At 51.6% G+C, this 20065-nt stretch carries 19 protein-coding genes and 1 tRNA gene; 10 read left to right on the top strand and 10 right to left on the bottom strand.

Translation table 11 applies throughout. The features are described 5' to 3' along the window. Positions 1-121: 121 nt before the first annotated feature. Together ABSE13_RS01295 and ABSE13_RS01290 are read left to right on the top strand one after the other, a co-directional pair. Entirely contained in the window at positions 122-679 is a 558-nt protein-coding gene (locus ABSE13_RS01295; protein WP_424026666.1) for a hypothetical protein, read from the top strand. A gap of 12 nt (positions 680-691) precedes the next feature. Beyond that, positions 692-1090, top strand: coding sequence for a nuclear transport factor 2 family protein (locus ABSE13_RS01290; RefSeq protein WP_424026665.1), 399 nt, complete (start codon positions 692-694; stop codon positions 1088-1090). Between the two features lie 60 nt (positions 1091-1150). Here the strand turns inward: ABSE13_RS01290 and ABSE13_RS01285 are convergent, their stop codons facing one another. The 5 genes from ABSE13_RS01285 to ABSE13_RS01265 form a co-directional block, all read right to left on the bottom strand. After that, a complete protein-coding gene (locus ABSE13_RS01285) occupies positions 1151-1366 on the bottom strand; it encodes a hypothetical protein (protein WP_424026664.1) in 216 nt (71 codons plus the stop codon). Continuing rightward, on the bottom strand, positions 1363-2043 hold the full coding sequence (locus ABSE13_RS01280; RefSeq protein WP_424026663.1) for a DUF2953 domain-containing protein: 681 nt from the start codon (positions 2041-2043) through the stop codon (positions 1363-1365). Before ABSE13_RS01280 ends, ABSE13_RS01285 begins: the two co-directional genes overlap by 4 nt. 17 nt (positions 2044-2060) lie before the next feature. Beyond that, positions 2061-2459, bottom strand: a complete 399-nt coding sequence (locus ABSE13_RS01275; RefSeq protein ID WP_424026662.1) for a GerW family sporulation protein — start codon at positions 2457-2459, stop codon at positions 2061-2063. A gap of 343 nt (positions 2460-2802) precedes the next feature. Continuing rightward, a complete protein-coding gene (locus ABSE13_RS01270; protein WP_424026661.1) occupies positions 2803-4803 on the bottom strand; it encodes a cation:proton antiporter in 2001 nt (666 codons plus the stop codon). Between the two features lie 188 nt (positions 4804-4991). Then, a tRNA-Phe gene (locus ABSE13_RS01265) sits at positions 4992-5065 on the bottom strand. A 377-nt stretch (positions 5066-5442) separates the two neighbouring features. Between ABSE13_RS01265 and ABSE13_RS01260 the strand changes: the two genes are divergently transcribed. The 6 genes from ABSE13_RS01260 (at position 5443) to ABSE13_RS01235 (ending at position 13454) form a co-directional block, all read left to right on the top strand. Then, a complete protein-coding gene (locus tag ABSE13_RS01260; protein WP_424026660.1) occupies positions 5443-6408 on the top strand; it encodes a DHH family phosphoesterase in 966 nt (321 codons plus the stop codon). Between the two features lie 166 nt (positions 6409-6574). Continuing rightward, positions 6575-7072 (top strand): hypothetical protein, encoded by a 498-nt coding sequence (locus ABSE13_RS01255; RefSeq protein WP_424026659.1) that lies wholly within the window; start codon positions 6575-6577, stop codon positions 7070-7072. Positions 7073-7743: 671 nt separating this feature from the next. Beyond that, the gene (locus tag ABSE13_RS01250) at positions 7744-8001 is read left to right on the top strand and encodes a hypothetical protein (RefSeq protein WP_424026658.1); all 258 of its coding nucleotides are present in this window, start codon (positions 7744-7746) and stop codon (positions 7999-8001) included. 1 nt (position 8002) lies between these two features. Beyond that, on the top strand, positions 8003-10312 hold the full coding sequence (locus ABSE13_RS01245; protein WP_424026657.1) for a DUF6345 domain-containing protein: 2310 nt from the start codon (positions 8003-8005) through the stop codon (positions 10310-10312). Beyond that, a complete protein-coding gene (locus tag ABSE13_RS01240; RefSeq protein WP_424026656.1) occupies positions 10309-11406 on the top strand; it encodes a PKD domain-containing protein in 1098 nt (365 codons plus the stop codon). Before ABSE13_RS01245 ends, ABSE13_RS01240 begins: the two co-directional genes overlap by 4 nt. 17 nt (positions 11407-11423) lie before the next feature. Further along, positions 11424-13454, top strand: a complete 2031-nt coding sequence (locus ABSE13_RS01235) for a PKD domain-containing protein (protein ID WP_424026655.1) — start codon at positions 11424-11426, stop codon at positions 13452-13454. 181 nt (positions 13455-13635) lie between these two features. On the opposite strand, the gene ABSE13_RS01230 is transcribed toward ABSE13_RS01235, so the two are convergent. Then, the gene (locus tag ABSE13_RS01230; protein ID WP_424026654.1) at positions 13636-14427 is read right to left on the bottom strand and encodes a hypothetical protein; all 792 of its coding nucleotides are present in this window, start codon (positions 14425-14427) and stop codon (positions 13636-13638) included. A 40-nt stretch (positions 14428-14467) separates the two neighbouring features. Here ABSE13_RS01230 and metG point away from each other — a divergent pair, with 40 nt between their 5' ends. Then, positions 14468-16456 carry a methionine--tRNA ligase gene (metG, locus tag ABSE13_RS01225; protein ID WP_424026653.1) on the top strand — a complete coding sequence of 663 codons (1989 nt, stop codon included), beginning with the start codon at positions 14468-14470 and terminating at the stop codon, positions 16454-16456. Between the two features lie 110 nt (positions 16457-16566). On the opposite strand, the gene ABSE13_RS01220 is transcribed toward metG, so the two are convergent. The 3 genes from ABSE13_RS01220 to msrA form a co-directional block, all read right to left on the bottom strand. Next, complete coding sequence (locus ABSE13_RS01220) at positions 16567-16965, bottom strand: pyridoxamine 5'-phosphate oxidase family protein (protein ID WP_424026652.1); 399 nt, start codon at positions 16963-16965, stop codon at positions 16567-16569. 228 nt (positions 16966-17193) lie between these two features. Then, positions 17194-17403: a hypothetical protein gene (locus ABSE13_RS01215; protein WP_424026651.1), complete on the bottom strand. Its 210-nt coding sequence runs from the start codon at positions 17401-17403 to the stop codon at positions 17194-17196. A 428-nt stretch (positions 17404-17831) separates the two neighbouring features. Next, entirely contained in the window at positions 17832-18338 is a 507-nt protein-coding gene (msrA, locus tag ABSE13_RS01210) for a peptide-methionine (S)-S-oxide reductase MsrA (RefSeq protein ID WP_424026650.1), read from the bottom strand. A 261-nt stretch (positions 18339-18599) separates the two neighbouring features. Between msrA and ABSE13_RS01205 the strand changes: the two genes are divergently transcribed. Next, positions 18600-19376 carry a hypothetical protein gene (locus tag ABSE13_RS01205; RefSeq protein ID WP_424026649.1) on the top strand — a complete coding sequence of 259 codons (777 nt, stop codon included), beginning with the start codon at positions 18600-18602 and terminating at the stop codon, positions 19374-19376. A 358-nt stretch (positions 19377-19734) separates the two neighbouring features. On the opposite strand, the gene ABSE13_RS01200 is transcribed toward ABSE13_RS01205, so the two are convergent. Then, complete coding sequence (locus ABSE13_RS01200; protein WP_424026648.1) at positions 19735-20064, bottom strand: DUF190 domain-containing protein; 330 nt, start codon at positions 20062-20064, stop codon at positions 19735-19737. Position 20065 lies beyond the last annotated feature (1 nt).

The following is a 20065-nucleotide window of genomic DNA, read 5'->3' as shown; positions in this document are numbered from 1 at the left end:
GCGCCAGGATCAAAAATCTGGCAATATTACGGAAATCGCACCGCACCTTTATACCTGTATCATGGGTGATTCAAAAGCAATTTCGAATAATATATTATAAATTATCATACAGTATTCTGAAATGATACCTATATTAGAGCCCGCCCAGTTTCCCGGGATACTTGTCTATGCGCTCTATCTCATGGCCATGTTCGGGATCCCAACAACACTCCTCTCTCTTGTCATCTTTTTCGTACTCGAAAAAGTCCCCTATCGCAGGGTCCGGCTTCTGTTACCGGCTATCGGGGCACTCGTGCTGCTGGTTGTCACTCTGGCTTTTTTCAGCAGCGAACCCCGATCACCGGAAGAATACGAGCGGACATGGGCCCTGATGATGACGACCGGTTTTCTGCTGAATGCCCTGGTGATACTGGCCCCCTTCCCCTTCATTCGCCGGTACACACGGGCGTTTTCTCCGTACCTTGTGATCTCGTTCACCGTGCTCACCACGTTTTTTCTTCTTACCTGCGTCGGGTTAATGGGTGGTGACGCACAGCGCCCGCCGGAAACTGAACCCGGGCGGATGCTGCAGATTGTGTATGTATATGCCGGGGAGATCCTTATCGCCGCTATCGTCTACGGGGGAATTGCTGTGCCTGGGAGGAAGGTATTTCCCCCTCAGGACAAACAGGAATCGTGAATGGATTGGAAAATGGCTGACGATAATGCAGCATCACGGGATCCCGAACACCTCCGGAAGATCCTCATCGCGCGGGAACATGCCCGGACAGATGCCTGGCTCCGGAAAGACCGGAAGGCGCTTGAGGCCCTGCTCGCGCCGGACTTCGTGGAGATCAACAGTCTTGGCAGATTTGGCAAAGAGGAGCTGCTCGACACGCTCTTCCCAATACTAACCCTGTACGAGTTTACCATGGAAGAGCCGCTCATCCATAAATTTGCAAACAATACTGCGACCATCAGCTACCGGTGTCATGAAGTGCTGACCGTGAACGGGACGAAGACCGAAGGCACATTCCGCGTTACTGCAACCTATACTATCAATAATAACCAGTACCGTCTCTCCGTATGGCAGATCAGTCCCGCAACGTGACAGGGTGCAGATACCGGCAGGAAACAACGATCGGGCTTACGGACAAAAACCCGGGGTCGTTCAGACCGGCAGGATGATCTTTTCCAGCAGTGCGACTACCGAATCCCCTTCCAGCAGCACGATCCCCCACTTCCCGTCCTCGCCAATGAGAAGCGCCAGCGGCCGGACAGAACACATCATTCCCTGTTCATGGCAAAGTGACACGTCACTGACAACCGGGATAATAATGCGATTCCCCATCACCCGTGGCTCCTGCATCCGGACCTCCGCGGTCATAGGGCAGGCACCCCCCCGGGTTGCCGCTTCAAAGCTTTCATGGCATCGTGTATCGCGGGATGCCGGGCCAGCTGCAGACCGGCGATCAGGATGAGAAGGGGGTGGCGGACTTTCATCCTCGCCGTAATGTCAAGTTCAAGGATCTGGCGGTCGAAGACCGGTTCCAGTTCGAGGTATATCCGGGATGCTTCGAGAATAAACCGGGATGCCCAGTACAGCCCGCAGCATTCACCGGTCAGCACCGGGTCACCAAGACCCAGGGTCACCCGGCCGCGGGCTTCCTCAAACCGGCACTCACGCCAGAAAGCAGAACCAAACGATCCGACCGGTCCAACGAGTGCCTGCACACTATGAACGATCTCCGCAGCATCCAGGGTCCCCACCGGTACGGCAGGTTGATCCAGGGTATGCCCTTTCTCATCGCTCTTTACAGGTCCGGCATGGGAAAGCACCGTATGATTCGCTACGAGTACTTCCGTTGCCACCCCGGCACAGGTATGGGATGTCCGGATGGCAAAAATGCTCCACGAAATCACCAGCGTCTGTTCCGGGGGGCCATCCTTAAGGACCAGCCTTACTGAAGCCCTCACGGGAAATGCGTAGAGGAGGAGTGCCAGGGCAAGGAGAGAGCCGATAATAGAGATGAGAACAAAGACCGGGATGAGGAGTTCGTCCATAAAAGAGAGGAAAAAGATTAGAGATCTTCCTTTTTATCAGACGCTTCCGCGGACTTGTTCTGGGTCATGGTCTTGATCGCATCGATGATCTGCGGCGCCATCGATTCGCTGAGTGCCGATATCACCTGCGCGATCTGGCTGTCCTTCTTGAGGGACATCACCTGGACACCTTCCGGTCCCCTGACATCCTTGTGGAGGATGATGAGTGCCACGGGTTCAATCCCGCCACCGGCGCCGGCTCCCTGGCCACCGCCCTCTTTGGTGTGGTTGCCGCCGGCCCCGAATCCGAACCCGTACCGTGCAACAGGGACAACCAGTTTGTCCCCGAAATCTATCGGGTCACCCATCACATTCTTTGTGGAAAGAAACGCTTTCAGCTCGGATGCAGTCTCTTTGAGCATCTGTTCGTTTGACACGAGAATTCACCGGTCAACATATCGCGTTTCCCCTATTTTAATCCGGCCATAAGAAAAAAGGGCACCCGGCTCCATCGTTGCTGTGACGGAAAAATTACATGTGCATACGGGAGGCGGGACCGGGTTGAGAGTCAGAGAAGGCATCTGATCGTATCATGGATAGATCATTTGAACGGATGATATTGTGTGTTTGGACATCCCTCCTCACACAACTGATGTGATGCAGGATCCTCAAAAACAATAGTGGTTCTTTTCCATGGGGAACCGGTAATAACGTTCCCCTTCTTCTTCGTTTATAGCAGAAGATCAGAATACGTTTGGACGTTTTTTTCCTATACCGTGCCTAGACTTCCACGTTCCCTGAAAAGACGGGTGAGAGTTCCCTCGCAGTCTGGTCCGTTGTGAAGATGATGAGGGCGTCCCCTGCGCGCAGGCAAATGTTCCCCTCTGGCTTGAAAATCGTCGTGTTTTCCCGGCGGAGGCCGTAATCTGCAATACCAAAGTTCTCTTTCAGGCACAGGTCGGCGATGGCCTTTCCTTCCGCCGCGGACCCCGGCTCAACAGTGAGCATATGGATGCGCAGGGAGAGGAGGACGGTATCCATACCCGGTATGGTCCGGCCGGTATCGCCATTTTTTACGAACTTTGCATACCCCCAGTTCTGGAGTTTGCCCACGATTTTCGCAATCTCGGTCTCCGGCAGGTGATATTTTTTGAGGGCACGGGTGAAGATCTCTCTTGCCGCCTCGAATTCCTCGGAAACGACTTCATCTGCTCCGAGGTCCAGCAGGTACTGGGCATGGCGGATATGCTGTGTCCGCGCGATGATATAGATATCCGGTGCGAGCCGTCGGGCCTTGCGGACAATACGGGGAATCGCTTCCTGCTCGGAGACCACAACGACAAGGGCCCGGGCATTCCGGATCCCGGCATACTCAAGGACCTCTTCCTGGACCGCATCCCCGAATATGAAGTATGGCATCCGGGCCGTCTTTTCCCGGCGGATAATATCCGGGTTCAGTTCGATCACCTTGTAGGGAATGCCGGTAATCTCGGCCGCTCTTGCCACGCTCCTGCCGGTGATCCCGTAGCCGGCGATGATAATATGATCGACAAGCGCCTGCCCCGGTTCTGTACCGGTAGTGTTTCCCGGGGTATCTTTTGGAGCCCGGCGCGGCATCACCCGGTAGAATGCTTCAACTGCCCGCGGTGCGGCATTCATGGCAAACGGTGTCAGCGCCATCGTAATGATCGCCGACGCAAGGAAGATCTGGTACACCTGGTCCGGGATGAAACCGGAGTCCAGGCCGTTCTTTGCAAGCACGAACGAGAACTCCCCCACCTGGCAGAGGGCAAACCCGGTGAAAATGCAGATCCGTGCCGGCATGCCCAGTACAGAGGCAGCAAATATACCGGTCAGGATCTTGGTGCCGAGGATGAGGATGACGATCATCAGGATAAGTATGATGAACGAGGAGTCCGAAAGGATGCTCTTCGTATTGAGCAGCATGCCAATCGAGAGGAAGAAGACACTCGCAAACAGGTCCCGGAACGGGATGATGTGGCTGAGCGCGTCAATATTGTAATCGGACTCCCCGATGATCAGGCCGGCGACAAAGGCGCCGAGGGTGAGTGAGAGTCCCGCCTGGCTGGTGAGCCATGCAACGATGATGCAGATGCCCGCTATTGTTACAAAGAAGAGCTCGCGGCTCTTCTGGCGGGTCACCCGGTAAAGGAGTGCCGGGATGACCCAGCGGGCAAGGATGATAATGACCAGCAGGATTGCGGCCACTTTCCCGATCTGGAGGGGAAGATCGTTCAGGTCCGGGCCGCTGCTGCCCATGAAGAGCGGGGTGATGAGGATCATGGGAATGATTGCCAGGTCCTGGAAGAGCAGGATACCGAGCAGCGTCCGTCCCTGTATGGTGTCGACTTCCCTGCGTTCCTGCAGGATCTTCATCACAATCGCTGTGCTGGAGAGGGAGATGACAAACCCGAAGAAGACCGCGCCACGGAACGGGACCTGGAGTGCATAGGCAACGAACGTGATGGCGACGATCGTAGTACAGAGCTGGAGCAGGCCCCCGACAATCACGATCCGCCATGACCTGAGCAGTTTCTCAAACGAGAACTCGAGCCCGATCGTGAAGAGCAGGAGAATAATTCCTACTTCACCGAATGTATCGATCGACGTCTGGTTGGTGATGATGGCAAAACCGTAGGGTCCTGCCAGCATTCCTATGACAAGAAAACTTACAATGCTGGGAATTTTGAAGAGCTGGCAGATATAGAGGAGCACTATTGAAAGGGTAACGATACTGACGAGTGCAAGCATCAAGTCCATTATGAATTTCCTCCCGGTGGCCGGCCCGGGTAAACGTTCCGGTTCCTCATGGACATGTTATCCCGTGCGGGAAAAAAATGATCCGTCAAATCAGGGATACACTCCGGAATGCTATGATACATTTTCTGACCTGTTGGTTCTGTCCTGGTACTGTACCAGTGTACGGAGCGGGTAAAAGAAAACGAGAGTGCCCCAGGCCTGATTTGAACAGGCGACAACTAGATCTTCAGTCTAGCGCTCTCCCAAGCTGAGCTACTAGGGCAGGAGTACAAATGTTGTCACTTTTGACTAATAAATGATCTGTTCCATGGCCCGGCACCCGGGGGCACGACCGCTCTTTTTGGTTCTGGTGAAAATCATCTAAAGAAATACGTGATCGCTCTTGGGGGCTCCAGCACATTGTGCTTCCGCCCCCGCCGCTCGGGCATCCCCCATATTACGATAACCCTCAGAAGGTTGATGAAAATCTCCTCCTGAAAAATAAGGGGGTCAAGGGGATGCTCCCCTTGGGTTGCCTCCCCCTCTGGGGGAGTGAGGGGGTCATCCTCGTACCTGCCGCAGAGAATAACCGGGTGATGGGAAAATAAGGATTTCTCCAGAGCACTCTTTTTTATACGCCGGGAATGACAGTATTAACCAATGTCGCTCCCGGCTACCAGCAGTGAGGATTCAGGACTTGCCAGTGCAGTGAAGAGCCGCACAGCGCATGTTGTCCACCTGACCCATAATGACCTGGATGCCGTGGGAGCAGATGCGATCCACCGCATGAAATACGGTACCGACGGGGTCTTTACTATCTGGAGTTCCGTGGGAAAATTCTCCATGCTTTTCGCCCTCGTTGCAGCGTGCGAGGGCAAGGGTGATCTGCTCTCGATCTCGGACCTTGGTTACCACCACGATCTGGAAGCCGTGGCACGCAAGGCCCGGGCAAACGGCTGGGTTGTGGAGTGGCGGGATCACCACCGCTGGCGGGACGAAGAGCTCCGGAAGATTGAGAGCGAAGTCTCGCTTCTCCGGGTTGACACCGCATCCTGCGGTACCGGCATCGTAGCCCGCGATCTCCTGCCGGATAATCCCGTTGCCGTGGAAGTTGCGCGTGTTGTCTGCGATTACGATCTCTGGAAACATGCGGACCCCCGCTCCGCCGTTCTCGGGCAGGTGCTCCAGCGCAAGAAGAACCGGGACCATGTCAGGGACTGCCTGGTGCGGGGCATATTCAGCGATGAGCTGATCGAAAAGGAGAATGCGGAGATTAAATCCGAGATGGATGCGATGATGCGCCGGAGCCTGAAGCATGCGACCCTCTCCGGGAAGAAATACCGTATCGCCTTTGCCCCGCTCTACGGCTACCCGAGCGAGACGGCGCATTTCATCCGCAATGAGAAGAAGACCGATATCGAGGTCATCATTGGTAAGGACGGGAAATTCTCCCTGCGTTCGGTCCCCCCGATCAGCCATCTCATTGCCCGGGAATTCGGCGGCGGGGGCCACCCGAATGCTGCAGGGGGTTCATTCAGTTTTTCCGTAGTGGAGCGGTTCACGTGGTGGCTTTTCAAGAAGAGCCGGCATTTCGATGAATTCGTCAAACTTGCTGAAGAGCATTAATACGGATTCTTTTCAGACGTTTTTCCCTGCCCGTGATCCCTGTGGGGAAACAGGTTTTTCAGAAGTACCTGCATGCCACATTGTTTCATGGAGGATGCCTGCAACGGATTATTATAACTCAGCCCATCCAACGATTTTTTATCCCCTTCATCCAACATCGATCTCCATGAAAAAAATATTCCTTGTTATAACCGGTCTCATCGTCATGGCGTGTGCAGTGATGCCTGCATCTGCCTTCACCATGAAATCCCTCAGTATCACGGTTTCCGGCAACGGTGATGCACAGGTAGATATGAACTATGATCTCTCGTTTGTGGAGCAGAGTGCGGTATTCTTCCGGATCGCCGATCCCGTTGAGGAACTCAAATCGGCATTCGATTCAGAATCCCGTCAGCCGGTAACGGTCACACAGGCCACCAGCTCATCGGCTCATGTTGTGATCCCCTCGTTTGCATCCGTCACAACTACCGGTGGAAAATCCACGATAACAACTCCGTCGTTATCATTTGAACGTGCCCAGGACGTGCTCAACTCCTACTGGTTCGCCCCGCTGGTATCCCCGGATTTCTCCCCGGCAGTGACAACCGTCACATTCCCGGACGGGTACGTGGCCGCCTGGTATGACCAGATCACTATCCCCTCGGTCTCCCATACGTTGTCGTGATACCAGGACCAGTCTCTTTTTTAATCTCGTGCTGCAGTCCGGCATGGGGCAGCTTCGAAGATAAACGAAAATCGATCCGCGGGACAACAGTACCCGGTATCATTGAATCACTGTAGGCTGTTGTGATACTGAAATAATATTTTTCCCTTGGCTTGAGATATCCGCCAAAATCTCCCTCTCGTTATATTGCATTATGGTATCAAGGAGTAAGGAATTTATTTCCCGGTCCGTGATCCGGAACAAATAGCCATCATCGGGATACTTCGGGCTATTATAATTCGGAAATACACAACTGCACGCCTTATTATTGTTAAAAATTTGGGTATAGTCAGTCTTTTCGACAATTAATGATTAATACATCTTTCTATGATAATAATCCGTATTTCCTTAAAATATTACTAAGTTATCGATAGTAAATTTCGGAGATAACCCATAATACGTTTAGATATATGGAAAAAAATGTTTTTGGTGATAAATAATTGCTAAAATCATTAAACAATTCATAAATAATACCAAAAGAAACTTACTTGATTGAAGGACCGGCTTACCTGATTTTGACGACCCGATGAGCCCGATCCTGCCCGAAGGCATGACATAATCAACTTCTTTTAACTTGAAGTTTCCGGTCGTGCCACGAGTGAAATATTTTGACAAACTAAGGTGGCAGCTGCATGAAGATATCCGGAATTTTAATAATAATCTGTATGGTGATGCTGGTTTTCACGGGATTTTTACCGACGGTGAGTGCTGATAACAGCCAGAACCAGTCAATATCCGAAACCTCTGGTACGGCTCAGCTGATCCCGCTCCGAAGTGATATTTCTGTATCTCCTGAACCGGCAAACAGTACAGCAGAGGTAAAAACGAGTAGATCCGCGATGGTTGGCCCGGTCATTAGCCCAGAGCGATACTTCCTCCGTGCCTGTTGATATGACTGGTATTGAATGGTCGAGAATGCTGGGTGGCAGTATGGGGGATGTTCTCTTTGATATCCAGCCGACAAATGGCGGAAATTATATCGCGGCCGGTGGCAGCGGTTCGTGGGATATGCTGGATGATAATGGGAATGTTGTTCCTGGGTATGTAAACCAAGCCGAAGCATGGATTGTAAAAATTGATCCGACCGGGAAAATCCTGTGGGATAAACTAATCGGGGGTTATGGATATGACCAAGCCATGAGTATCCGGCCGACCTCAGACGGAGGATATGTTTTTGCAGGATATTCCAATTCCAATGATGGTGATTTTGCCGGTAAAAATCACGGGGGTTATGATGGCTGGGTAGTGAAACTTGACCAGTATGGCAATAAACAATGGCAGACTCTGCTCGGTGGAAGCGGAGAGGATGAACTGTATAGTATACGCGAAACTGCGGAAAAGGATGGATATATTGTTACCGGCTATACAAAATCAGTATCAATACAGAATGCCAGCATGATAGGGCCGTGTGGTAACACGGATATCTTCGTTGCAAAGCTGAATCTGGATGGCAGTATTGCATGGCAGGATGTTATTGGTGGTTCGGATTTTGATTCCGGAAGCAGCATAGTTCCCGCTTCAGACGGGGGGTATATCCTCACAGGGTACACAGAATCAACTGATCTTCCCGATGCCATTAATGCAAACCACGGCTCTTATGATATTTTTCTGATGAAACTTGATGAGTCCGGGAATCTCCAATGGACAAAATACCTCGGGGGAGAAGGCGGTGAGGCGACTGCATATGGTAACGCGCTCCAGCCTACCCAGGATGGCGGATATATTCTCATCGGCCAATCACTCTCATCAAATTCCGACGATGTAACTGAAACCACACATGGTTCTGCGGATGTCTGGGTTGTCAAACTTGACCAAGCCGGTGATATCCAGTGGCAGAACCTGCTGGGAGGTACCGGCTATGATGATGGGACTGCAATCCAGCAGACTCCGGACGGGGAATATATTCTGACAGCAAGGACAACTTCCGATTCCAGTGGGGATGTTGGTCCGAATCACGGGGGCGGGGATATCTGGGTTGTAAAACTTGATCCGACCGGTAATCTTCTCTGGCAGACTGTGCTCGGTGGCAGTGCATACGAACAGTCAACCGCGATACAACCGACTTCCGATGAGGGTTTTATCCTGGCTGCACGTACTGATTCCAACATGACCGGGAATATCGGTCTCAACAAAGGATTCGAAGATACGTGGCTGGCCAAGCTGAAGCCCCGACTTGTGGTGGATGTGCTCGATTCGGATACTTCGGCCCCGGTTCCGAGTGCAAATGTTTTCCTCCATGATTTCTCCGACAATGAAGACCGGAATATTACAACCGTAAATGGCCGGGCGGTCTTTTCCGATCTCGGGGCTTCGAACCAGGACAAATTTGTGAACGGAAGCGTGTTTTCAGTGGATGCAACCGCAACGGGTTATCGTGATAGCACTCCGCTGAATGTCACATTTTCCCAGGATGGGCAGCGGGTTATTCTGAACCTGACGCCACTTATTGCGTCATACGATAAATCATATTCAATTACCTGTATAGAAAACTATGATAATGTCTGTGGGGGGCCGGGGAAAACAAATTGTTCTATCAATGGTTCTATTCAGGAATGCAATAATTTTGCGAATGATCTGAATATTGCCGGATACAAACAGAATTTTTACGATAAAGACGGGGATGTTGTTGCAGAGGATTTTAACACAAATCCTTCGTATTCGGGACATACAATAACTGAATCGGCATTCCATTATCATTCAGGACATGGTTCTGCTATCCCATCGGATGCGGGACTTGGGATTAAATCAATTCTCCTGTTGAAAGGATTTTCAATTATTGATTATCTCACTAACAATAATCAAGTCAGTGCCAGCGATGTCGAGGGGAAATGGGGTGGAAGCCTTAAATGGGTGATGCTCGATAGCTGTAAAATATTTCAAGATGATAGTTGGCACAATGCTCTAGGAACAACGCATGGAATTCTAGGTTTCTACACAAATTCTGAGGTTAAAACGACATTTCCGGATACATTTATGAAATATGCATTAAATAAGAGCTGGACGATTGTTTCAGCTTATAAACAAGCGAGTATCGATACATATCATGATCCTAATACAATTGCTACAGTGATTACAAAAACATCGGATCAATATAATCTAGACCAATTCCCCGGTGTAGGCTATCTGGCACCGGATAGTGATTCAAATAATAATACTTATTATATTAAACACTGGGATTGCAGGAGTGGAATTGAATTGTGATTAATAGACAAAAGATTTTATTCCTGATTGGAGCCCTGATAATTGCCGGTATATTTTTTCTTGGTATTATAGGTCCTTTCCAATCGATAATCACTCCCCATATTTCTTATTCCACTCCATATGGAGCCATAATTGTCCCTGCTGCTTTGCCGGAAACCCCAGACAATCTGACACTCTATAAGATAACTCCCGAGCCATACGACATGGCTTTTTTTTCAGTAATTCACGTTGAGCAGACTCGATCGAATGTTACTTCAGAAACAGATGCACCTACGGTAATTCAGAAAATCCTGAAACAATATGGTGGATTACCCCATGATGCCAAAATGACTTTAGACAAAACACAGTATTTAGAAGAGAAAAGTGGATCGACGGGTCAAACCATAGCAAAATTTCCTACTTACACTGATGTCCAGTACGGTCGCATCATCAATGGAATTCCAATTTCAGGAGATGGCGGGTATATTAGTATCGAACTGGGAACTAACGGGGAGCTGCTCTATCTTGATAAGATCTGGAGAACCGTAATCCCCTCTGGAACCGTCCATGTCATCTCGGCACCCCAGGCGATAGAGAGACTGCAACACGGCGAGATACTTGGCAATCCCCCACAATGCGGATGCGGTCTCGGGGGATGTCCGTGCGATCTTACTGTCACAAAAATTGTTCCGACGTATTATGAACAAGGGCGGAATATATCACAGGAATACCTAGATCCTGTCTGGGTATTTGCTGGGACGCTATCTGATGGTAATATCTGGTATTACTCGGTATATGCATGGCAATTTGCGAATTTTACTGAGGCACCGATATCTAGCACAAATCCGCTGAGTGTCCAGTTCACTGACACTTCTGAGGCCTCACCTACGCGATGGCTCTGGGATTTCGGTGACGGGACGAACACATCCGTGCAAAACCCGGTGCATTCCTATGAATCGGCGGGGGTGTATAACGTTACACTCACAGCCTGGAATGATCTGGGAAGCGATACGGTGATGAAGAACATTTTCGTTCAGAATAGTCCCGTCGAAACACCGGCTCTGAATTCTCCTTTGAATACGACTCCTGGTACCCAAGGTACCAGTAATATCTAAAATTAAGTGGCGAGAAAATGAAATTAATAACATTACTTGTAGTGGTAGTTATTTTCAGCCTCGGAATTACCGGCATCACAACGCCCGTGTATGGCCTTCCTGTTCAGGGGACCTATGATTATCCGATCGGTACCGTAAATATCTCGGCAACCGTTCCTGATTCACCTTCAACGGTTACGGCATATCAGGTAGTCCCCGGTCCCAACGATATAGCGTATTATTCAACACCGGACCTGGAAAAAGTGCGACTCAATGTTACTTCAGAAGCTGATGCTCCACAGGTTGCTCAAAACATATTGAATAATTATGGAGGCCTTCCATCAGATGCAGTCTTGACACTATCCTCCACTGAGTATCTCATTGAAATGAATGGGACAACGAATCAGGAGATTGCTCGTTATCCTGTAAGCACAAATGTCCAATACGGCCGGAAAATCAATGATGTCCCCGTTGTTGGAGACGGTGCGTATATCAACATGGAACTTGGCGATAATGGGGAACTGCTTTACCTGAATAAAGTCTGGAGAACCGTTACTCCAGATGGAAATCTATCTGTTGAACCGGTTTCTGTTGCAATAGACAAATTAACAAACGGGGAAGTACTAAACCCTAAAAAAGATTTATCTGATGTAAATATTACGAAAATCCGATTGGGATATTTTGAAAAAGGGATGAACCAATCCGAGGATTATCTTGAACCGGCATGGCTTTTCAAGGGAACGACGGACACTGGTGATCCAATCCAATATTATGTCTATGCCCGGCACTTCGCCAACTTCACCGCATCTCAGACAAATATCTCCACATACCAGGCGGTTCAATTCACCGATACCTCAGATACAACTCCGACAAAATGGTACTGGGACTTCGGCGACGGTACCAACTCGACTGAACAAAATCCTTCGCACATGTACATGACTGCGGGGAATTTCACCGTCAACCTTACCGCATGGAATGACTTGGGTAGCGACACGGAGACCAAGACCGATTACATCGTGGTTAACTTCAACAAACCATTGAACGCGAATTTCAATGCAACGCCCACGGTGGGATCCTACCCGCTTGACGTCCAGTTCACCGATCTTACCGATAAAACACCAAACCAGTGGTTCTGGGACTTCGGTGACGGGACGAACTCCACGGAACAGAATCCTCTTCATACATACCAGTCCGGCGGGAATTACACTGTCAACCTGACCGCGTGGAATACATTGGGAAGCGATACGGTCTCACAGTCGAATTATATTTATGTTTACCCGTATCCGGCACCGGTGGCGGGTTTCACGACTAATTATACCTCCGAGAACATTATTGTCCCACTTGCAGTGGCATTCAACGATACATCCAGTGGGAACATTACGAATTGGTCCTGGGATTTCGGCGACGGTATGAATTCCACTCAACAGAACCCGGTTCACACGTACCCGGTGGCGGGAAAATACACGGTATCCATGACCGCTTCGAATGCCGGCGGCAGCGATACGAAAACCCGAAATCAATACATCACCATTACGGGTCCAGAGCCAACTCCTACACCTACACTTACAATAAAACCAACGGAGACCTGCACCCCAAGACCGACTGAAACGCGCACAATAAAACCGACAGCAACCACAACTCATGAGCCCCCCTGCGAAAGCCCGCATGTCACCGGCATTGCAGGGAATTCCACGATTCGTCTTGACTGGGACGTTATTCCGGATTCCCGTCTGCAGGGCTACAAGGTTGTTATTTCAAAGAATAATCCGAATCCGAAATACCCGGATGACGGGTATATGTACTGGATTACTGACCTGTACCAGAATTACTCGGTCATCGATACCAGGACTTCTTACAATGGTGGCGACTTCGGAGGGTACCTGAAACCCGGCCAAACCTATTATTTCAGTATCACCGCCGTCTATACGAACGCGGAGGTCCCGGGCAATGCCATATCTTTGACAGTGCCGGAATCGGCGAAGTCCATGACTGAACTGATGGACATAACACCGGAATTTACTATTTTGCCCCAAGAATCCGAAGTCGTGGCGAATGACCCGACATATTAGTCAAATCCTTTTTTCTGGTTGGATTAGTTCACCGTTGGGAACCGTTTTCTTTCTTTATTAATAATCAATCGTCGACTTATCAAATCCCATTGATAAATTCGATGACACAGACAGTTGAAAATTTTAAATTCGCGCCCATAAAAAATACACACTAAACATAGTGTAATTTAAAAAAAAAAGTTCAACGCTCGTATACTGCTGACGCGACAAGCCATTTCCAGTACTCCCCGCAGTCCTGCGTACAATATCCCCCGGCACTGATCTGATCCGGATCAAGATGAGAGAGGGCGAGATGTACCGATCCACGGTCCGGGTCCATGAGAAATATCCTTGAAAAATCATATTCGCCCCTCAGTTCGAAGAGTGTGGGGAGCATCTCACGGGTGACCGCAACCTGTCGCTGGCGCTCGAGGAGGATTGCGAGATCCTTCCGGGTGGGAGATGGCTGGAAGAAGAACACATTTTTCCGGGCGAGTGCCTGCACTTCCAGTTCATGCATCGATTCCACGATAAGGACGTGCCCGGCTACGCCGGTATCCCGCATGGAACGCATGAGCTCGCAGTACACCGAGTTGATGGCGTCGGCGTGTTCGTCCGCATCCTGGTAATAGTTATCAGTAAGGCCAAGAGCCTGGGGTGCGGGGAGGGCACACCATGCCCCTTTCTTCTGCACGACAATGCCCGCGGCATCCTCGATTACCGGTGCCGTATCGAGACTGAGTTCTTCCATGATCCGGTTCCCGCGAAGCCCGCGGAGGCAGTCACGGACGCGCCCGGCATAAAATTTTCCCCCGGCACAGGGGATCTGGATCACCGCTGAAACCTGCGGGGCAAGCGACTCTTCCATGAGGTAAGTGGTGATATCCGCCATGTGCCCCCGGTGCGTAGCGATCCACGGTGCCAGCTTCTCCACATCCGGCCTTCCCGGCTCAGCCCCGAATCCCCGTGTTGCCAGTTTCAGCCGTTTAACCATAATAGAGATCTTATTACTCATAAGCATCTAAAAAGTACTGATGAATACACCACCGCTGCTGGTTACCTGCGGGCTGCCGTATACGAACGGCCCCTGCCATCTGGGTCATTTGCGAACGTACGTCCCTGCTGATGCGTACGTCCGCTACATGCGGCGGGCGGGCGAAGAGGTGGTCTTCGTCTGCGGTTCGGACAATCACGGTACACCGATCGTGGTCTCTGCCGAAGAGTCGGGCATCTCCCCCCGTACCCTGTCGGAACGTTATCACAAACATTTTGACGAGACCTTCAAACGGATGGGTGTCCTGTTCGACCGGTTCGGTATGACTGACGACCCGGCTACCCATCACCGGACCCGGGCAATTGTTGCCGAACTGGAGAAGAACGGCTACATCTACAAGCAGATCGTGCACCAGGCCTACTGCACGAAGTGCAAACGGTTCCTGCCGGACCGGTATGTCGAAGGAGTCTGTCCCCACTGCGGCAAGCCGGCCCGGGGAGACGAGTGCGACCAGGGGTGCGGCAAGCACCTCGAACCCGGTGAGATCAAGGACCCGGTCTGCAAAGTCTGCGGTACGAAGGCGGAGTTCCGGGACCAGGAACATTACTTCTTCAGGCTCTCCGAGTTCAAGGACTTCCTCCTGCCATTCCTCGACAAAGTGCGGGGCACGAGCAATGCGAAGAATTATGCAATCGGGTGGATCAAGGACGAGCTCCATGACTGGTGTATCACCCGCACGCTTGAATGGGGCGTGAAATTCCCGGGCCGTGACGATCTCGTGGTCTATGTCTGGGTCGATGCCCCGATCGGGTACATCGCGTTCACCGAGGAATGGGCGAAGGCGAACGGTAAAGACTGGAAGCGCTACTGGTGCGGCGAGAACCGGGTCACCCATTTTATCGGGGGCGACATCATCTATCATCACTCCATCTTCTGGCCGGCACTTCTCAAAGGGGCGGGCTATGGTGTCCCGCATGCGATCGTTGCGAGCGGGATGGTGAAGGTCGACGATCACAAATTCTCCAAGTCGCGGGGCTATGTGGTCTGGACCAATGACGATTATCTCGACAAAGGCCTGCCCGCCGATTACCTGCGATATTACCTGCTTGCCTACACAAGCCACACCAAGGAACTGAACTTCTCGTGGAAGGTCTTTGGCGAGCGGATCAACAACGAGGTGGTCAACATCTTCGGCAACTTCGTGTACCGCACGCTCTTCTTTGCCCAGAAGGAGTTCGAAGGTATCCCGCCCGGCCCGGTTGATCCCGCGATCACTGCCGAGATCGAGAAGAGCCTCGCGACCGTGGACCAGCTGATGCGGGACTACGAGTTCAAGGGCGCAGTCGACGCGATCATGGCACTTGCGGCGTTCGGCAACTCCTACATCCAGACCAATGCGCCGTGGAAACTGATCAAGACAGATCGTGCGGCAGCGGCGCAGGTCATCAAAAACAGCGTCCAGATCGTCAAGGCCCTTGCACTGCTCATCGAGCCGGTGATGCCCGATACCGCCGAACGGTGCTGGAAACAGCTCGGGTACTATGACAGCGTGGCAAAGCACCCGATCAGCGATGCCACGCACCCGGTCCCCGAGGCGTGCATCAAGGCTCCCACCCCGCTCTTTACTAAAATGGAAGACACCCAGATTGCAGAGCTCGAGGCCCTGCTCAATAAACGCGTTGCCGAGGCGAACAAAAAAATGGAAAAGACTCCCTTAATAACAATCGAGGAATTTGCAAAAGTTGAGATGAAGACAGGAATTGTGCTTGCTGCCGAAGCAATCCCGAAGTCGGGCAAGCTCCTGAAGTTACAGGTAGATATCGGCGGCGAGACCCGCCAGATTGTCAGCGGCATTTCCCAGTTCTACAAACCGGATGAACTCGTGGGCCAGAATGTTGTCGTACTCACGAACCTTGCGCCGGCAAAGATCTTTGGCGTGGAGAGTAACGGCATGATCCTTGCGGCCGGGGATGCGGCCTCGCTGCTCACCCCCCTGAAGATGGTGGAGCCGGGAACAAAGATCCGGTAACCTTCTTTTTTTTAATAACACACTTTTGACTGTGGAATAATCGAAAAAGAAAATTTGGTTGTTAAGGTCTGAATCCCCAGACTTGAATCTCTAAACCAATTGAAATTAATTCAAAGTATCTTCTTACCGGCATCGGCGCCGGGCTTCACGGAATAGGCCTCGGAGATCTTCATGATTACCGCGGACTTCGGTGCGAGGTGGGGCCTGACTTCCTTCATCCACGCCACATCCTGCCGGAAGATCTCGTCGTTCGTGTGAAGGGTCACCGGCCCCTTGATCTGGAAGCCGCCCTTCTCTCCCCACCAGGAGAGGGCCACCACCGGGTTCTCTGCCATATTCTTCAGGGTCTTGTGGAAGTACTGGTCCGATATAAGCAGGGTTTCATCGTCAAGGAGCTTGAATGCCCCGATCGGGACGACGTTTGGCACGCTGTTCTTCGATGATGTCGCCAGGAATACGGTCCTTGTACCGGTCAGCGACTCACTGATCTCCGTTGTCAGTGCTACCATTGCTGTCTTCTCCGGATAAGTTTTACTCGACAAAGGACATTAAAGATAGAGTATCCTTTATGAAACTAACTATATATTTGTGGATAAACAGTTCTAACTTTTTTTTTAATTCCCAGCCAGGATCTGTGAGAAGAACAAATGGGTTTTTCCTGAACAGAATAGCATGCCGGGATCTTCACCCGGCATGTGCGGTGATGGGGAGCGGGCTCCCTTGTGGATGGAACAGTTTTAATGAGAGGATGGGGCGGCTGCCCGGTCGCGGTGGCGCTGAACGATCGTTGTCGTGCGCCAGTTCTCGCTCGTGGCAACCTCCCTTAGCCATCCCCCTGCCGGCATCAGGCACGGGCGGGAACGCGTGCTGTTGTGCGATCCGTCGCGGGCGTGATGCGGGGCATGACCGGCATCTGTTCCGGGTATGTGGTTGTTGGTCGTTGTCATGGCATGGTCTCCTGGCCGCTGGACGCAATGCCCTCTTTGTCGGGAGTCATTGCATAGCGGTCTGTTTGTTCCTGCATATCCGAACGTGCAACATCCGGTTTTCGGGAGGATCTTTGCGGGGAAAGTGGGCCGCAAAAAAGGCCTCCTTTTCCGGAATGCGGGTACTTACGGATATGATACGAGTGTTATCCATCCCGCCATCAGCGGAATGAACACTCTGATCAGTAAGTTTTCAGGCCCCTGCACTTATATTCCTCAAATCGTCCGGGTGTTTTCCCCACACCTGCAGGTTCAATGAAAGAACCTGCTGAACGGGAAGGATATTCAGGAGCCGCACATCCAGCGGCCCTTTTTAGATTCTGGTGCTTTCCGGGCCGGAAGAATCATGACACGCAGGTGGATGTGCCGGCCCGGAACCCCGACGTGATTCACTCATAGATCTGCCGGCTCGTGCAGTAGCCCAGAGCGCACTTTTCATAGAAGTGCTGGTGGCACTCTTCAGCCGGCCAGAACGTGGACGCGGGCAGGATCTCCGTGACAAGGTAACGGTCCCTGTACTTTTCTGATGCCGCGAGCCGGTCGCGGGATACGAATGCCGCCATCTTCTGGGTTTCATCATAGTAAAAGATCACGGAGCGGTACTGCGGTCCGGTATAGTCTCCCTGCCCATCCGCCCGGGCAGGGTCGTGTATTGTCCAGAAAATGTCGAGCAGCTGCTCGTATGAAATGATTGCGGGATCGTACATGACCCCCACCGCTTCAACATGGCCGGTTGTGCCTTTACTGACTTGCCCGTAGGTCGGATCAGGGAGCGTTCCGCTTATGTAACCGACCACGGTTTCTGCAATCCCGCCGGGTCTTCGGAATACCGCCTCCGCATCCCAGAAACTGCCGGCAGCAAATGTTGCTTTCCTGTACTGGCCGGTATTTTCCATGCGTCGTTATGTTGCGTCCGGGCTTGAATAATGGTTGCGATTGTGCTGCAACGACTTTGCATCAGGAATATAACGTTACTTTTTCACACCTTCTTCCGGTGGGTAAAACAGATAGTTCAGGAAATATGGTTTAACCCGCAGGTTCAACGTTTCGCCACGTATTTTTACACAGAACACTGCCTCTATTTTACGAATACATAAACTCCTCCGGACAACTGGTGATCAGGGTGGGAATTACCCCCAGGAAGACAGGTGAAAGAGATGACAAACACCAGAATGACAATGCTCTGCGGCTTCTGCATGATCTGCCTCATTGCAGCGATCATGCCGGTCGCAAGCGCTCTCGGGAATGGGACTGCATGGAACAACAACCCTGAACATATCACTGCGATGAAAGCCAACGTGGCGTATACCGGGGCAATCGGGCAGGCACAGATGGACGGGGCGATCAGCTATATCGGTACCGTCAGCAATGGTGCCGGGACAAGTCAGCTCTCATCCATTGAATCGCAGTTCACCGGAACAGAGTCCTCTGCCGGGTCGATGACCGCCGCTGATCAAATCAAAGCTGCAGAAACGCAGATGAGTTCGGACCGGAAGGAGTTCATGACCACGGCGAAAGGCTCGCTCAAGGAGTACAACGGCACCGCAAAGGCCCTCCGGGAGAGCATCAATGCCTCGGTCATGGCGCAGTCCGGTACGATCCAGAACCTCAGGAACACGTGGTGGACGGACCGCGAGACCGCCCGTATGGACGAGTTCGCACAGAACGACCAGAACCGGAACAACGTGCTTGCGAAACTGACAGCAAAAGGTGTCGATGTCTCGCAGGCACAAGCGATCGAAAACCAGATCCAGCAGGAAGGTACGGCCCTGAAGGCCGGATTCGACAGCCAGGATGGGAATGCAGTCAAGGCCGCAAACCAGCAGCTCGCAACGCTGTGCAACCAGTTCCGCGATATCGTGAAGGGCTACCGGACCGCGCACCCTGCAAAGGCAACCGTGACTCCTGCCGCTGCCGTTCCGGCAACCGTGTAATCTTTAAAACACACACCTCGTGTGTATAGCCCCGTTCAGGTCCCAATCCTGCTTGTAATCTTCTAAAAAAACAAGTCAATCCGGGCACTCACCGGGCTTCGATATAGTTAATTTCGAAAAGACGGGATGAGAAAAATCCACAGGGATCTTCGAATGAGTGCCTCTCTCCCCATATCGCAATACCCCCGCGTAATGTATTTGTCGAAAACCAGTTCACCACAGGTCTCTGGTAATGATATGAGATCCGGGATCTCACCAGGGCCCAAAAAAATTGTTGCGAACTTCAGAAAGCTGTTTATTCACATCACGCGAAAATTTTCCGGAATTTTACCGGGTGTCGGGAAAAATTCCGGTGCGGTTACCGTTCTTCCGGTACCTTACGGGTCATCTGAACGTCCTGAAGGGTGACGAGCCCATGGACGATCATGGCCTCGACTTCCGGGAGCACTGCCATAATACGCTCGCGTGTTCCCACAACATCAATAACTACAGGCAGGTCAAGCGAGAGCTGGAAGACATCAACGGTTTTGAGGAGATGCTCATGTCCGAATCCTGCCATCCCGCTTACTACCGTGCACCCGGGGAATCCCTTACGAAGAAAGAACCCGACCAGGTACTTGTAGCCCGGCTCTTTGTTGATCAGCGCCGATTCAGCCATATAAATCCGCAACAGCACACCTTCGTCCATT

Source organism: Methanoregula sp., assembly GCF_049518935.1.
In the GTDB taxonomy this organism is placed as follows: domain Archaea; phylum Halobacteriota; class Methanomicrobia; order Methanomicrobiales; family Methanospirillaceae; genus Methanoregula.
This window is presented reverse-complemented; position numbering and strand designations above follow the sequence as displayed.

Bases quoted from the DNA above. Each gene is read 5' to 3' on its own strand.
- ABSE13_RS01220 (WP_424026652.1), bottom strand. From the start codon at position 16,965: ATGGTAGCACTGACAACGGAGATCAGTGAGTCGCTGACCGGTACAAGG.
- ABSE13_RS01205 (WP_424026649.1), top strand. From the start codon at position 18,600: ATGACAAACACCAGAATGACAATGCTCTGCGGCTTCTGCATGATCTGC.
- ABSE13_RS01260 (WP_424026660.1), top strand. From the start codon at position 5,443: ATGTCGCTCCCGGCTACCAGCAGTGAGGATTCAGGACTTGCCAGTGCA.
- ABSE13_RS01200 (WP_424026648.1), bottom strand. From the start codon at position 20,064: ATGGACGAAGGTGTGCTGTTGCGGATTTATATGGCTGAATCGGCGCTG.
- ABSE13_RS01270 (WP_424026661.1), bottom strand. From the start codon at position 4,803: ATGGACTTGATGCTTGCACTCGTCAGTATCGTTACCCTTTCAATAGTG.
- metG (WP_424026653.1), top strand. From the start codon at position 14,468: ATGAATACACCACCGCTGCTGGTTACCTGCGGGCTGCCGTATACGAAC.
- ABSE13_RS01280 (WP_424026663.1), bottom strand. From the start codon at position 2,043: ATGGACGAACTCCTCATCCCGGTCTTTGTTCTCATCTCTATTATCGGC.
- ABSE13_RS01295 (WP_424026666.1), top strand. From the start codon at position 122: ATGATACCTATATTAGAGCCCGCCCAGTTTCCCGGGATACTTGTCTAT.
- ABSE13_RS01235 (WP_424026655.1), top strand. From the start codon at position 11,424: ATGAAATTAATAACATTACTTGTAGTGGTAGTTATTTTCAGCCTCGGA.
- ABSE13_RS01245 (WP_424026657.1), top strand. From the start codon at position 8,003: ATGACTGGTATTGAATGGTCGAGAATGCTGGGTGGCAGTATGGGGGAT.
- ABSE13_RS01230 (WP_424026654.1), bottom strand. From the start codon at position 14,427: ATGGTTAAACGGCTGAAACTGGCAACACGGGGATTCGGGGCTGAGCCG.
- ABSE13_RS01255 (WP_424026659.1), top strand. From the start codon at position 6,575: ATGAAAAAAATATTCCTTGTTATAACCGGTCTCATCGTCATGGCGTGT.
- ABSE13_RS01250 (WP_424026658.1), top strand. From the start codon at position 7,744: ATGAAGATATCCGGAATTTTAATAATAATCTGTATGGTGATGCTGGTT.
- msrA (WP_424026650.1), bottom strand. From the start codon at position 18,338: ATGGAAAATACCGGCCAGTACAGGAAAGCAACATTTGCTGCCGGCAGT.
- ABSE13_RS01285 (WP_424026664.1), bottom strand. From the start codon at position 1,366: ATGACCGCGGAGGTCCGGATGCAGGAGCCACGGGTGATGGGGAATCGC.
- ABSE13_RS01215 (WP_424026651.1), bottom strand. From the start codon at position 17,403: ATGACAACGACCAACAACCACATACCCGGAACAGATGCCGGTCATGCC.
- ABSE13_RS01290 (WP_424026665.1), top strand. From the start codon at position 692: ATGGCTGACGATAATGCAGCATCACGGGATCCCGAACACCTCCGGAAG.